The following is a 14,655-nucleotide window of genomic DNA, read 5'->3' as shown; positions in this document are numbered from 1 at the left end:
CCGTGGCCGCCGCGAAGAATTTCATCAGCGAGGACGACATCGAGCAGGCCCTGCTGCAGCGGCTGCAGCACCTGTGCGGCTTCGATGCGCTGAACTGCTTCACGGCCCAGCCCGACGATCTGAACGACGGCTCCGGCCGCGCCGACAAGCGCGAGGTGATCCTGGCCGACCGGCTGCGCGCCGCGTTGGAGCGGCTGAACCCGCAGGCCCCGGCCCACGTGGTGGATCAAGCCCTGACCCAACTGGTGCAACCGCGAACGGCGATGAGCCTGGCGGCAGCCAACCGCGAGATGGACGCGCTGATCCGCGACGGCGTGCCGGTGACCTACAAGCCCGAGGCCGGGCCGCAGGCGGGGCAGACGGTGACCGAGCGGCTGAAGGTGATTGACTTCGACGCGCACGACCCGCGCACCGGCCGCAACCACTACCTCGCGGTGAGCCAGCTCTGGGTGCGCGGCGAGCATGGCTACCGCCGGCCCGACGTGCTGCTGTACGTGAACGGCCTGCCGCTGGTGTTCATCGAGCTGAAGAACAGCAACGTCAAGCTGCGCGCGGCCTTCGACGACAACCTCACCACCTACAAAGCCGAGATCCCGCAGCTCTTCACCGCCAATGCGCTGTGCCTGCTGAGCAATGGCATCGAGACGCGGCTGGGCAGCATCACCGCGCAGTGGGAGCACTTCTTCACCTGGCTGCGGGTGGACGACGAGAAGGAAAAGCTGGACCGCCCGGCCATCGCCGCCCAGGGCCTGAGCGTGGAGCGGGTGGTGCTGGGCCTGCTTAGCCCTGAGCGGCTGCTGGACTACGTGGAGAACTTCTGCGTGTTCTACCGAGAGACGCAGAAGGTCATCGCGCAGAACCACCAGTTCATCGGCGTGAACAACGCCTTCGAGCAGTTCAGGCACCGGCGCGAGCTGGGCGGCAAGCTGGGCGTGTTCTGGCACACCCAGGGCTCGGGCAAGAGCTTCTCGATGGTGTTCTACACGCGCAAGATCTTCCGCAAGCTCACCGGCAACTTCACGTTCGTGGTGGTGACGGACCGGGACGACCTTGACGGGCAGATTTATCGCAACTTCCTGCATACCGGCGTGGTGGCGCCCAAGGACGATGTGCGGCCCAAGGGCAGCGCGCAACTGCGCGAGATGCTGGGCAAGAACAAGCGGGTGGTGTTCACGCTGATCCAGAAGTTCCGCTTCGAGAAGGGCAAGGACTACCCGCTGCTGTCCGACCGCGACGACATCGTCGTCATCGTGGACGAGGCGCACCGCACCCAGTACGCCGGCCTGGCCGAGAACATGCGCGCCGGCCTGCCGAATGCGAACTTCCTGGCCTTCACCGGCACGCCGCTGCTGGGCCAGGAGCGCAAGACGAATGCCTGGTTCGGCGATTACGTGTCGGAGTACAACTTTCAGCAGAGCGTGGAGGACGGCGCCACGGTGCCGCTGTTCTACGAGAAGCGCGTGCCGGAGGTGCTGATCCAAAACGACGACCTGAGCGAGGAGTTCGCCGCGATCCTGGAAGACGAGAACCTGGACGCGCAAGCGCAGGAGAAGCTGGAGAAGCGCTTCGCGCAGGAGATGGAGGTCGTCAAGCGCGAGGACCGGCTGGACACGATTGCGCGCGACATCGTCTACCACTTCCCCCGCCGCGGCTACCTCGGCAAGGGCATCGTCATCTCGGTGGACAAGTTCACCGCCGTGACGATGTTCGACAAGGTGCAGGCGCTGTGGAAGGCCGAGATCAAGGCGCTGAACGGCCGCATCACCGCGACCGCCAACGACGTGGAGCGCCAGCGGCTGAAGCAGCTCAAGGCCTGGATGAGTGCCGTGCAGATGGCTGTGATCGTCAGCGAGGAGGCCGGCGAGGAAGAGAAGTTCGCCAAGAAGGTTTTGGACATCAAGCCGCACCGCCAGCGCATGAACGAGCTGGACGGTCACGGTCATGACATCGAGTTCAACTTCAAGGACCCCGAGCACCCGCTGCAACTGGTCTTCGTTTGCGCGATGTGGCTGACGGGCTTTGATGCGCCCACGGTGAGCACGCTGTACCTAGACAAGCCCATGCAGGGCCACACGCTGATGCAGACCATCGCGCGGGCCAACCGCGTGAGCGGCCATAAGATCCTTGGCATCGAGAAGCGCCACGGCGAGATCGTGGACTATTACAACGTCTTCCGCCGTATGAAAAAGGCGCTGAAGGACTACGCCGCCGGCCCCGAGGATGACGAGCTGCCGGTGCGGGACAAGAGCCACCTGTTTACGCTGCTGGACGAGGCCATCGAGCAGGCCCTGGGCTACTGCCAGAGCCAAGGCGTGCCGCTGCACGAGGCGCTGGACCGCGGCGACGTGTTCACCAAGCTGGGCCAGTTCAACGGCTTTGCCGACACGCTGCTGGCCAGCGAGGAGCAGCGCAAGTCGTTCAACGTGTACGAGAACACGATCTCGTCGCTGTACGAGGCCTGCAAGCCCGAGGTGCTGGGCCAGAAAAAGGGCCGCGTGGTCTCGGCCTTCCAGTACCTGCGCGGCGTGATGGACAGCATCGTCGAAGGGGCCGACATCGACAGCGCGGTGCAGCGTATCGAGGCGCTGCTGGATGCCAGCGTGGTGGTGGATAACGCCGAAGCCTTCTCGGCCAAGGAATTCGCGGCGCAGTACAAGATCGTGCAGCGCGGCAAGGCCTGGGATCTGAGCAAGGTCAACGTCCAGAAACTGCGCGAGGAGTTCCAGCAGGCGCCGTTCAAGAATATCCAGATCGCCGACCTTCAGGCCTTCCTGCAGCGCAAGCTGACCGAGATGCTGTCGCTGAACACGACGCGGGTAAACTTCCTGCAGCGGCTGCAGAAGGTGATCGACGCCTACAACTCCGGCGCCACGTCCACCGAGAACTACTATGACGAGTTGACGGCATTTGCTCAGGAGCTGAAGGACGAGGCAGAGCGGCATATCCGCGAGGGCCTGAGCGAAGACGAACTGGAGCTGTTCGACTTGTTGAAGAAGGATGCCCTGACGCAGGACGAGACCCAGCGTGTGAAGCTGGCGGCTAAACACCTGCTGAAAAGGCTGGTGGAAGAGCAACCCAAGGTGCTGGTGCAAAACTGGCACCAGAGTTCTCAAACTCAGAAGCAAGTCCGTGCTGAAATCGAGCGAGTATTGGACAAGGATTTGCCAGATGCCTACGACCGGACGACGTTCAAGCAGAAGTGCGACAACGTTTACGACCTGATGGTTGAGTACGCCGTTCGGGGCAGGAAATGGGCAGCTTGTTAGTGGAATGGCTTTCTGTATTGCTGAAGATTGCCGAACAGGCAATCCGCCTATGGGCATGGCTAAAAGGCAAGCGTCAGGTTCGCACCGAGACGATTACGGAGCGGTTTATCCGACTGTTCGAAAGCCATAACGTCCATCGAAACCAGATCCCACGTTTCTTTGGTCAAGGCTTGACCTTGCAAGATGTGCAAAGCGATACCGCGCTGATGGCTAAGCTTGATGAAGCGGTACTTCAAGCTGCGTGCGATTTGTTTGCAGTACGCCGTGAGTGGCTGGATGGCGCCGAGCCAGCGGTTTATGCGTGTCACGACTTTTATAAGTCGCCCGAGTTGGTAGGCGATTTTCTGGAAACACTCAGGGCAGCCAATCCCGACGGTGATCTTTACGGCGTTGTTTTTGCGCCGGAATCAGCCGATGGTGAGGCGTTGATCGTGCTCTATGAGACGGTCGGGTGGGTTGGCGATAAAGCCATTTATCGGTATCACTTGCTGCACAACTGGACGTTCAGCTACTGGAAGGCCAGAGCCTATCTGGCTGCGTGCGTGGCCATTGCCTGGAAGCATGGTGTCTATCTTCGTGGCGAGTATCTGGCTAGCGCCGATATTGCCGCGCTGGCCGATGGCTCAAGTTTGATTGGGGAGCAGGACCAAGGGATTTACAGCTATGGCGGGAGGAAGTGGTATCCCGAAGACATGGCCATCAAGCCCGAGGTTTTTCTGGAAGGGGTTGATCCCGAGCGCGATAACTTTGGTGTGCGGGCGGCTTTAGGTCTGTGGTTGGAGTTGGACGCACAAGGCTTTATGAACCCGCAAGTTGGCTCTTATGACAGGGCTGACATTCGCGCGGCATTTGTTGCGGCCCAAGCAGGGTAGGCCATTCATCCCGCGAGCTTAGCCGTGAAGCCTTGCTATAGCCGGTGAGCGTCTGCAACCTGCGGCAGTAGTCGGTTGCTCAGCGAGCATGCACCACAGTATCAATTTAGTAACCAGTGTTGACGGCGGGCGGCCTTCTTTTCTTGCCCTATTTGTTCCGTAGACGTAACATGAATTTACTATTGTTCCGTTTGCGTGACTTCGTGTTCACCCTGCACAGCCTATCCACCGATATAAAGAGCCGGCGAAAAAACCTGGGCATGACGCAGCAACAGGTGGCGGAGGCCGCCTGTATCAGCCGGCAGAAGGTAATCGCCATCGAGCGGGGTGAGCCTACGGTAGCCTTTGGCTACTACCTTAAAGTGGCCGATGTATTGAAGATCAATATCAAAGCCGAACCCGCGCGCATGCCAACCCTGGCCGAGTTGCAGAAGATGAATCATGGCCGTTGATATCACGGCGGCGGGGGTTTACGTTGCCGGGCAAGCGACGGGCAGTGTGTACCGCACAGATGGCGGCTTTGGCATGCACTACGGCCACGGTACACAGGGTACGCACAGCGTGTCGCTGACCATGCCGGTTCAGGCGGAGCCGATCCCCTCGCCCGATCTGCACCCGATCTTTGGCATGAATCTGCCAGAGGGCTACCTGCTCGCCAAGCTAACTGATCGGCTCAATAAGCTGGGCTATCGGTCTGAGCTGGCCTTGCTGGCGCTGATAGGCCGGGGGCACCCGATAGGCCGCGTGGCGCTACGCAGTGAGGAAATCGACGGCCGGATTGATGGTGATGCGGTAAGCAAGGGGGAGTCTCTGGACGAAATCCTCCATGACGATGGCCAGGCGCCCTTGTTTGATGAGCTGCTGCATCGTTACATGGCCTACTCGGGCCTATCGGGGGTCCAGCCCAAGGTGGTGGTGCCGGTAGAAACCACGTCGCCCGATGATCTTGAACCAGGTAGCCCAAGGAGCTCATTGCCGTTCCGGGACATGATCGTGAAGTCGGGGCGGGACGAATACCCGGGCCTCGCGATCAATGAGTTCCTCTGCATGTCGATTGCGAAGGAAGCGGGCTTGGCGGTGCCCAGCTTCTACTTGTCCGACAAGCACGATATCTTCGTGATGGAGCGGTTTGATCGTCTGGCCGATGGCACCCAGCTCGGCTTTGAGGATTTTTGCGTGCTGCGGGGTTTGTCCCCCACAGGCAAGTACACCGGCAGCTATGAGCTGCTGATGGAAACCCTGAGCTATTACCTGCCGCCGCAAGACCTAGTGAAAGCCCGCGCACAATTGTTCGATGCGCTGGCGCTGAGCTTGATCGTGAAGAATGGCGATGCGCACCTCAAGAATTTTGGCGTGCTCTATGCCGACCCATCGCGTGAGGATTCCATCCGACTAGCGCCGGTGTACGACATTACCAATACCACGGCTTATATCCAGACCGATAGCCTGGCCTTGTCGCTCGGTGGCCAGAAGGGCTTCTTTGCCGGCTATGTGGATCTGTTCGAGTTTGCGGCAAAGTTCCAGATTCCGCATGTGCGAAACAGAATCGAAGGCCTGCTCACGGCAGCGCAGAACATCATGTTTGCGCGAGCCGACTTGGCGGCCGAAGTGCCGGATGTGGCTCACGAGATTTGGCTAGGCATGCAGCATATGGAGCAAGCGTTACAAGGCTTCAAACCACGCAAGTCTGGATAGCGCTGCTGCTGGGGTGCCGGTATCAACCGCATCAACACGTCAAATCTGTTTTTGTGAGAGTTCCACATGTGCACCAGCTACACCCCGCCCGCGCTTGCAGCACTCCAAGCCCGCTTCGGCGTGGAAGTCGGGCATCTACCGGGATACCCCGCGCAGTCGTACAGGGACTACGCCGCCCCCATCATCCGCAAGTTGCCGGACGGTACGCTAACCGCTGATATGGCCAGCTTCGGCTTTACACCGCAGCGGCATATTCCTGATGGCGTGAAACCTTGGGACTCGATGAATGCACGCGCTGAAACCATCGCGACCAAACCTACTTTCGCGCGGGCCTGGAAGAGCTGTCAGCTGTGTCTGATTCCCATGAACTCGCTCTGGGAGCCGTTTTACGGCAGCAATGATGTGCTCTGGGCAAACGGCATGGGTGAAGGTCGTCCGGTCGACGCGAAAGAGATCGGTAAATCTGTCCGTCATCGCATCTGCACCGCAGATGGCCAGCCATTTGCCGTAGCGGGCCTGTGGCGTGAATGGCAGGAAGCGGATGGGTCGACTTCGTTGTCGTTCACCATGATTACCATCAACGCAGATAGCCACGCGATCTTCAGGCAGATGCACAAGCCGGACTCGCCGCCGGACAAACGCAGTGTGGTCATCATTCCGCAGGGTGAATGGCATGACTGGCTAGACTGCAAAAACCCGGAAATCGCACGCACGTTTCTCAAGCTCTACCCGGCAGACTTGATGCAACACGCGCCCGATCCGCTACCGCCGCGTATCAAAAAGCCCAAGCATGATCCGTTTGACGACATGCCGGACCTGTTTGGCTGATGGCATAGCCGCGCTGGCTGCTGTACGCGATAGCTATCCCGTACAATGCCCGCAAACCCTGCCTGAACGAAAGCACGCATGAACGAACTCCCCAAACTGCTGGATATGCTCGACACCGATCTGGTGGCGCATTACCTCGACAAGCACGGCGCAGCACTGGTGCTGGTGGACGGCAGTTACGCGGTATCGGTCCATGGCGAGCTGCAAGTGGGCGAGCAGCGCATTCCGTACCATCTGGTGCCGGACGACGGTTTTCTGGGCAAGACCGGCAAGTGGCGCAAGCTCGATGCGGCCGAGCGTTACGGCATGGTACAGGCGCGCTGGAATGATGATGCACGGGCGCGGCTTGAAGCGCAGTTGCGCAAGTGCGTGGATGAAGTTCTCCGGCGTACGCAGGAGTTGGGCGCAGATCCATCCAGCTCCTTGCATGCTCTGGTGGCCAAGTACGAGCTGGCACGGTTCCGTTGCCAGGTGGCGCTGGACCGGGTGGAAGTCGCCAAGGCCAAGAAGCAGGCCAGCAAGCAGACAGATCTGGCGCGCGACGCGGTGAACCTGTCGCTGTATCCCGAATCATTCAAGCTGGCGCAGAGTATGAAGCGTCACTTCATTGCGATTCTGGGGCCGACCAATTCGGGCAAGACGCACGCGGCCATGGAACATTTGAGCCGCGCCAAAACCGGTGTTTATCTTGCGCCGCTGCGTTTGCTGGCGCTTGAAAACTACACCCGCTTGCTCGATGCCGGTGTGGCGGTCAGCCTGATCACGGGGGAGCAGCGCAAGATCCACCCCGAAGCCACGCATACGGCCAGCACGGTGGAGATGCTCAATCCGAACCGGCCGCTTGAAGTGGCCATCATCGACGAAATCCAGCTGCTGGATGACCCGGATCGCGGCGCCGCGTGGACGGCGGCGGTGTGCGGTGTGCCAGCCGAGACGGTATATCTGCTTGGCGCACCTGAGGCGCAGGAGGCGATTGAATCGTTGATCCGCCGCGTGGGCGGAACGCTGGAGATCCGCACGCTCAAGCGGAAGACCCCGCTGGAGATGGACAAGCAGCCATTGGGCTCGCTGGCCAATCTTCGTGCAGGTGATGTGCTGATCGCGTTCTCGCGCCGCGAGGTGCTGAACTGGCGCGACCAGGTAATGACGCGCGGTTTTCCGGTGTCGGCCATTTACGGCAACCTTTCGCCCGAGGTACGCCAAGCGCAGGCGGATCGCTTTCTCAGTGGCGAAACCCAGATCGTGGTGGCAACCGATGCGATAGGCATGGGACTGAACACACCGGCGCGGCGTATCGTATTCACGACCGCACGCAAGTTCGACGGCGAGAGCGAAGGCATCATCGACGCCGCGCTGGCACGTCAGATTGCCGGCCGCGCTGGGCGCTTTGGCGAGCATGAGATCGGCCATGTAGCCGGTATCGATGCCCAGACGCACAAAACGATTGCCGCCCTGCTGCGACAGAAGCTGGAACCCTTGCCGGACACGGGCTTCTTTGTGGCACCCAATCTCGAATACCTCAAGCAGATCAGCGAAGCCAGCGGGCAGACCAAGTTGCACAAGCTGCTGGAGCTGTTTGCCAAGCATATCGACCTGCATGACGAGTTCTTTCTGCCGGCCAACCTCAGTGAACAGATCGAGAAGGCGCGCTGGCTGGACATGCTGAACCTGAGTCTGGGCGATCGCTTTACCTTCAGCCTGTGCCCGATTTCGACCAAGGTGCCGTTGCTGGAGCGTGCCTTGCAGGAGTGGGCCGGCGCGCGCGCCGAAAAGCGCACCGTGCCTTTGAACCCGGTGGGTGTGCAGACCGGCCGGTTTGCGCTGCAATCACTGGAAGACAGCTGCAAGCTCTATGCAGCCTATGCCTGGCTCTCATACCGGATGGCGGAAACGTTCCCGGATCAGGAGAAAGCGCAGGGCCTCATGCAGAGTACGTCTGAAGAGATTGATCGCCAGCTGGCGATGACCAACCAGAAACGCCGCGATCAGCGCGAGCGCCATGAAAAACCGCGCGGTGGCCGCAGCGGCGGTTTTCGCAGTCGGCGTTAAGTGTCACGTGAAACAAAAAGGCCGGCATGATTGCCGGCCTTTTTGTTGATGCATGCCCAGCGCATCACGCTGCGCGGCGCTCCAGCAGCTGGACGTTGTCGCCGCTATTGATCAGCACCTTGCGCGGGCGCATGGCTTCGGGAATCTCGCGGATCAGGTCGACGGTCAGGATGCCATTCTGCAGGCCGGCCGATACGACCTTTACATGCTCGGCGAGCTGGAAGCGGCGTTCGAAATCCTGCGTGCTGATGCCGCGGTGCAGATAGTTGCCTTGCGTTGCCGTTGCCTTGTGGCCGCTGATTTTCAGGGTATCGCGTTCTGTTTCGATATCCAGTTCGTTTTGTTCAAAACCGGCTACCACCATGCGGATACGGTAGGCGTTTTCCTCGACCAGTTCGATATCGTAGGGCGGGTAGCTCGGTTGGGTATCCACACGCAAGGCATCGTCGGCCAGACGAGCGAGGCGGTCAAAGCCGATCGCGGACCGGTAAAGGGGGGTGAAGTCGTAAGTGCGCATGATTTCGTCCTCCAGTTGGTTCACGGGTAAGCAACGGCAGGACGATCCTGCCGTCTCGTGAACCTAAATGGATATCGTGCCGGACGATTTCAAGTCCTCTTCATGGGGCTCCGGAATCAGGAATGGCTGGTTGAGCACCAGCCATTCCTGGAATTGATCCACGCGCAGGGGGCGCGAGACCAGGTAGCCCTGGATCTCGTCGCAGCCGGCCGCGGCAACACGATGCCAGTCATCAATATCCTCTACGCCTTCGGCCACGGTGCGAAGGCCCAAGGTCTTGGCCAGCGCGACGATGGCAGCGATCAACACGCGGCCACGCTCGGCCTTGCCGGCGGTGGCGACAAAGGAGCGATCAATCTTGACCTCGTTGACGGGCATGTCCTGCAGGTAAGCCAAGGCGGAGTTGCCTGTGCCGAAATCATCCAACGCCAGCTGAAAGCCCATGGTGCGCAGGGCCTGCATGCTGTCTAGCGCGAGTTGGGGGTCGCGGACGATTTCACTCTCGGTGATTTCCAGCGTCAGCATCCGGGCATTGGCCTGGCTGTGCATCAGGAACTCGGAGATGTGCGCAGGCAGGTTCGGGTCCATCAGATCGCTGGCCGACAGGTTGACTGACAGACGCAGCTCGCGCCCCTGTAATTGCCACTGGCGCGCCAGCTTGAAGGATTCGAGCAGCAGCCAGCGTGTCAGCTCCACGATCAGGCCGGTGCGTTCGGCAAAGGGCAGGAAGTCGCGCGGGGCCACCAGACCCAGTTCGGGGTGCTGCCAGCGCAGCAGGACCTCGGCTCCCGTCACCATGCCGCTGTGGATGGCGATCTTGGGCTGCAGATGCAGTTGCAGCTGCCTTTCATCGACGGCCGTACGCAAGGCCGACAGCAGCGACAGCTGGAATCGCTGATCGCGCTCGAGCGCATCGCGGTACAGCAAGGCCGATTGCTTTTCCTGCTTGGCGTGCTGCAGCGCCAGTTCGGCACGGCGCATCAGTACATCGATATCGGGCGCGTGGCGCGGGTATAGCGCGGCGCCGCAGCGCAGGCGGATATCGAGTGTCTGGTCTTCGATATTGAGCGACTGGCGGCTGATGGCACTGCCCAGCATCTGCAAGGCAATCTGATCATTCCCGTCGCTGAGCAACACTGCGAACTCGTTGCCGCCCACCCGTGCCAGCAGCGCCCCCTTGCCCAGACGGTGACGCAGACGCACTGCGGTTTCGCGGAGCACGGCATCGCCGGATTCATAACCCAGGGTGTCATTGATGGCGGCAAAGTCGGCAATATCAAACACTGCCAACGTCTTGACTTGCGGCCCGCCGGCATTCAGCTGGCGCTGCCCTTCGAGCAGGAAGTAGGCGCGATTGACGAGGCCGGTGACCTTGTCCGTCATGGCCTCGTGCTCACGGGCCTGGCGCCCCTGCGCAATGCGATAGGCCAGTGCCATGGCAAAGATGGCAGCCTGAGCCAGCAAGGCAACCTGGCGCGTATGTGCCTGTGCGATCCAGTCGGGCAAGAGGCCGATATCACGCAGCCCTTGTGCCATGAGTTTGAGCCACTCGGGGTAACCGGGGGTCACGGGGACGAAATACAGCAGCAGGCCAGTCCAGCTCAGGATCACGGGCGACCAGGCGATCAGGAACATCAGACCCGAGCGACGGGAACCGAACAGCACGGCCGCCGCGGCCGGCAGCAGCATGGCGGGAAACGCGATCAGGGCAAGCAGATTGAAGTAGGCAACCACGGGGCCATACCAGCCGGGAACCAGACCCAGCACGCAATAGGCCAGCACCCCCCAAGCCAGCCAACGCAGCACTTTGGCGAGGCGGGGTGCGTAAAGATCGGTGCGGCAGAAGCTGAGGGCAAACTGGAGGCTGAAGAATAGCCCGGCACCATAAGCCGCCAGCAGCAGCCACAGGGTCAACAAGGGTTGGCTGAGTGCCAGCCCGCTGGGCTCGATGGCATAGCCGCTGAGGAAGGCCCAAACCAGCGTCACCGCAAGCGTCAGTCCCGCATACCAGCCGACGGCCGGGTCCTTGAGCGCCCGGGCAAACAGGAAGCTGACGATGCCCATGGCGCTCAGCAAGATCAGCAGCGCACTGCGGAACTGGCTATTGAAGCTCTCGCGGGCCAGAAACGCGCTGGGTGGCTCGATGCGGATACCGATCTCGCTGCCGATGGGGAGGACCACCATCAGCTCGATCTGGACGCGCGCTTGCTCGCGTGGCGCGAAGGCGGCGCTGCGTGAATCGCGCCAGACATGATCCGCACTGGGCCGGCCGGAGGGGGCATTGAGTACGCGGACCTGGGATTGGGCGATGGCCGAGAGGGTCAGCCAATGACCTTCGGGCACCTGGGCCTCAAACACGCAGCGACGGCCCCGTGCCCAGTCGGATTCCGCAATACGGAAGGGCGCCGCCTTGCTGAGCGTGTGGCGCTGACCCTCAGGCTCGCAGCGGTACTGAACCTGCCCGGTGAGCGCATCGGCTGCGTGGCTGCCGACCAGGGTCAACAGCAGCATGGCCAGGGTCAACAGCAGGCGTAGAGCCGTTTGGCGGAGCATAAAGGGAGCAGTAGTAGACAGGGGATGATCAGCGCTGTCTGTAGCTTAGCTGCCCTCGCCCTGTTCGGCCATCGCGGCCAGCAGTTCGGCCTGATGTTCGGTCTGCAGCGCCTGGGTCAGCTCGAACAGATCGCCATCCATGATGGTGTCGAGCTTGTACAAAGTGAGGTTGATGCGGTGATCGGTCATCCGCCCCTGCGGGAAGTTGTAAGTACGGATGCGCTCGCTGCGATCACCTGAGCCGACCAGGGACTTGCGCATGGCGGCTTCCTTGGCGTGGGCGTCACGCTCCTGCTGGTCCTTGATGCGTGCGGCCAGCACGCGCAGGGCCTGCGCCTTGTTCTGATGCTGGCTACGGCCGTCCTGGCACTCCACCACCAGCCCGGTCGGGAAGTGGGTGATGCGGATGGCCGAGTCGGTCTTGTTGATGTGCTGACCGCCGGCACCGCTGGCGCGGAAGGTGTCGATACGGATATCGGCCGGGTTGATGTTCACTTCTTCGAGCTCGTCGGCCTCGGGCATCACCGCCACGGTGCAGGCCGAGGTATGGATACGGCCTTGCGATTCGGTAGCCGGCACGCGCTGTACGCGGTGGCCACCGCTCTCGAACTTGAGCTTGGAATACGCGCCCTGCCCCACGATGCGTGCAATCACTTCCTTGTAGCCGCCCAGATCCGATTCATTGGCCGAGACGATTTCCACCTGCCAGCGGTTGCGTTCGGCGTAGCGGCTGTACATGCGGAACAGATCGCCGGCAAACAGCGCCGATTCATCGCCACCCGTGCCGGCGCGGATTTCCAGATAGATATTGCGCTCGTCGTTGGGATCGCGCGGCAGCAGCGCTGTTTGCAGCTCGGCATCAAGCGTGGCCAGCCGCGTTTCGCCATCGGCCAGCTCAGCTTCGGCGAGTTCCTTCATGTCCGGGTCGTCCAGCAGCTCGCGGGCGGTGGCCAGATCGCGTTCGGTCTGCTGGTAAGTGTGGAACAGCGCCACGATCGGCGTGATTTCGGCATGCTCGCGCGAGAGCTTGCGGAACTGGTCCATATCGCGCGTGGCTTCCTCGCTGGCAAGCAAGTGGTTCACTTCTTCGAGCCGGTCGGCCAGATTGGCGAGCTTGTGGGCGATGCTGGGCTTCATGGAGCAGGTTTCCGGTAAGGATTGGGCACGGCGCGTTCCATCCAGCGCTCGGGGGCGGCAAGCGCGGTGTAGCCGGCTTGCTGATAAAGGGCGTGTGCGTCGCGCGTCAGCAGTATCCAGCGGCGCAGGCCTTGCAGATCGGGGTGGGCGTCGATGCAGTCGAGCAGCCAGCGCGCCAGACCCTGGCCGCGGTGTGCCTCGGTGATATACACATCGCCCAGATAGGCAATCGTCGCACCGTCGCTGATCACGCGGGCCAGGCCGATCAGCTCGCCCGCATGGTAAACGCCGAAGGTATACGCGCCTTCCACCGAGCGGCGGAAGGTCTCGAACGGGATGTCGGCGGCCCAGTAGGTGCCGGCAATCATCTGGTGGGCGGCGGACAGATCGAGGCGGGCAAGGTCGGTGCTGACCTCATACGCGCCCCGGGACCAGGTCACTGGAGCGGCGCGCATCGCTATTCCTCGTCGTGCAGGTGGTAAAGGCGGCGGACGGCGTCGATCAGATCGCCGTGCTGGCTGGTGGCGGCTTGATTCAGCGCGGCCAGTGGGGCATGCAGGAATTTGTTGCTGAGCGACAGCGAAAGCGATTCGAGCACGGCCGCCGGGTCCTCGCCCTTTTGTAGCAGCTTGCTGGCGCGTTCCAGCTCATGGCGACGCAGGCGCTCGGCATGATCCTTGAGCGCGCGGATGGTGGGGACGAGCGCACGGTTATCGAGCCATTGCATGAACTCGTCGGCACCCTGCTCCACGATCACGCTGGCAGCTTCCACCGCCTGCACACGCTCGGCGCGGCCCTGGCGGACGACTTCGGCCAGATCATCGACCGAGTACAGATACACGTCGGGCAACGCACCGACTTCGGGTTCCACATCGCGCGGTACGGCCAAGTCCACCATGAAGATGGGCCGGTGCTTGCGCGCCTTGACCGCGCGTTCGACGGCACCGAGGCCGATGATGGGCAGCTGGCTGGCGGTGCTGGTGATGACGATATCGAACTGCGGCAGACGGTCCGGCAATTCGGCCAAGGCAAAGGCCTCACCGCCGAATTGCTGCGCCAGTGCCTGGCCCCGTTCCACCGTGCGGTTGGCCACGGCCATGCGCCGCGGGCGTTTGGCGGCAAAGTGGGTGGCGCACAGCTCGATCATTTCGCCGGCACCGATGAACAGCACATCGAGTTCGGCAATATCGGGAAAAAGGCGCTCGGCCAGTTTGACGGCTGCGGCAGCCATCGAGACCGAGTTGGCACCAATCGCGGTCTGCGTGCGCACGTCCTTGGCTACCGCGAAGGCTTTCTGGAACAGGCCGTTCAGCGAGGCGCCGAGCCCCCCGGCTTCTTGCGCCTCGCGCACCGCATCCTTGAGCTGGCCAAGGATCTGCGTTTCGCCCAAGACCATGGAATCGAGACCGGCGGCCACGCGGAACACATGGCGGGCAGCATCGCGCTCGGGCAGGCGGTATAGATAGGGGGTGATGGTGGCGCGGTCGAGCTGGCGAGATTGCGCCAGCCAGTCGAGCAGGATCGCTTCGTCCCGTGCGCTGGCGTAGAGCTCGGTGCGGTTGCAGGTGGAGACAATGGCCGCTTCATGTACGCCATGGGTGGCGACGAGTTCCGCCACGGCCGCACGCAATTCCTCTGGCGAGAAGGCGAGCTTCTCCCGCACCGAGATGGGTGCCGTCTCATGATTGAGGCCAAGGGCAAACAGCGACATGCGTGGGGAAGGCAGCGGCAAAGGGGC

11 protein-coding genes are annotated in these 14,655 nt (G+C 61.8%); 6 read left to right on the top strand and 5 right to left on the bottom strand.

The window, feature by feature from the left end:
* Window positions 1-2 precede the first annotated feature (2 nt).
* The 6 genes from O9X62_RS04705 to O9X62_RS04680 all read left to right on the top strand — a co-directional run bounded on the left by O9X62_RS04705 (window position 3) and on the right by O9X62_RS04680 (window position 8,710).
* The gene (locus O9X62_RS04705) at window positions 3-3,266 is read left to right on the top strand and encodes a type I restriction endonuclease subunit R (protein WP_269531608.1); all 3,264 of its coding nucleotides are present in this window, start codon (window positions 3-5) and stop codon (window positions 3,264-3,266) included.
* On the top strand, window positions 3,251-4,138 hold the full coding sequence (locus tag O9X62_RS04700; RefSeq protein WP_269531607.1) for a hypothetical protein: 888 nt from the start codon (window positions 3,251-3,253) through the stop codon (window positions 4,136-4,138). The genes O9X62_RS04705 and O9X62_RS04700 overlap by 16 nt, the downstream gene beginning before the upstream one ends.
* 170 nt (window positions 4,139-4,308) lie before the next feature.
* The gene (locus O9X62_RS04695) at window positions 4,309-4,590 is read left to right on the top strand and encodes a helix-turn-helix transcriptional regulator (protein ID WP_269531606.1); all 282 of its coding nucleotides are present in this window, start codon (window positions 4,309-4,311) and stop codon (window positions 4,588-4,590) included.
* Window positions 4,580-5,833 (top strand): type II toxin-antitoxin system HipA family toxin, encoded by a 1,254-nt coding sequence (locus O9X62_RS04690; RefSeq protein WP_269531605.1) that lies wholly within the window; start codon window positions 4,580-4,582, stop codon window positions 5,831-5,833. Before O9X62_RS04695 ends, O9X62_RS04690 begins: the two co-directional genes overlap by 11 nt.
* Before the next feature lie 66 nt (window positions 5,834-5,899).
* Complete coding sequence (locus tag O9X62_RS04685) at window positions 5,900-6,661, top strand: SOS response-associated peptidase (protein ID WP_269531604.1); 762 nt, start codon at window positions 5,900-5,902, stop codon at window positions 6,659-6,661.
* Between the two features lie 78 nt (window positions 6,662-6,739).
* Window positions 6,740-8,710, top strand: coding sequence for a helicase-related protein (locus O9X62_RS04680; RefSeq protein WP_269531603.1), 1,971 nt, complete (start codon window positions 6,740-6,742; stop codon window positions 8,708-8,710).
* Window positions 8,711-8,774: 64 nt separating this feature from the next.
* On the opposite strand, the gene O9X62_RS04675 is transcribed toward O9X62_RS04680, so the two are convergent.
* The 5 genes from O9X62_RS04675 to hemA all read right to left on the bottom strand — a co-directional run bounded on the left by O9X62_RS04675 (window position 8,775) and on the right by hemA (window position 14,628).
* Entirely contained in the window at window positions 8,775-9,227 is a 453-nt protein-coding gene (locus O9X62_RS04675; RefSeq protein WP_269531602.1) for an Hsp20 family protein, read from the bottom strand.
* 63 nt (window positions 9,228-9,290) lie between these two features.
* On the bottom strand, window positions 9,291-11,738 hold the full coding sequence (locus tag O9X62_RS04670; protein ID WP_269531601.1) for a bifunctional diguanylate cyclase/phosphodiesterase: 2,448 nt from the start codon (window positions 11,736-11,738) through the stop codon (window positions 9,291-9,293).
* 87 nt (window positions 11,739-11,825) lie between these two features.
* Entirely contained in the window at window positions 11,826-12,917 is a 1,092-nt protein-coding gene (prfA, locus tag O9X62_RS04665) for a peptide chain release factor 1 (protein WP_269531600.1), read from the bottom strand.
* A complete protein-coding gene (locus O9X62_RS04660; protein ID WP_269531599.1) occupies window positions 12,914-13,372 on the bottom strand; it encodes a GNAT family N-acetyltransferase in 459 nt (152 codons plus the stop codon). The genes prfA and O9X62_RS04660 overlap by 4 nt, the downstream gene beginning before the upstream one ends.
* A gap of 2 nt (window positions 13,373-13,374) precedes the next feature.
* On the bottom strand, window positions 13,375-14,628 hold the full coding sequence (gene hemA, locus O9X62_RS04655) for a glutamyl-tRNA reductase (protein WP_269531598.1): 1,254 nt from the start codon (window positions 14,626-14,628) through the stop codon (window positions 13,375-13,377).
* Window positions 14,629-14,655: the final 27 nt, after the last annotated feature.

Origin of the sequence: Chitinimonas sp. BJYL2, from assembly GCF_027257935.1 — a bacterium.
Classification (GTDB): Bacteria; Pseudomonadota; Gammaproteobacteria; order Burkholderiales; family Chitinimonadaceae; genus Chitinimonas.
This window is presented reverse-complemented; position numbering and strand designations above follow the sequence as displayed.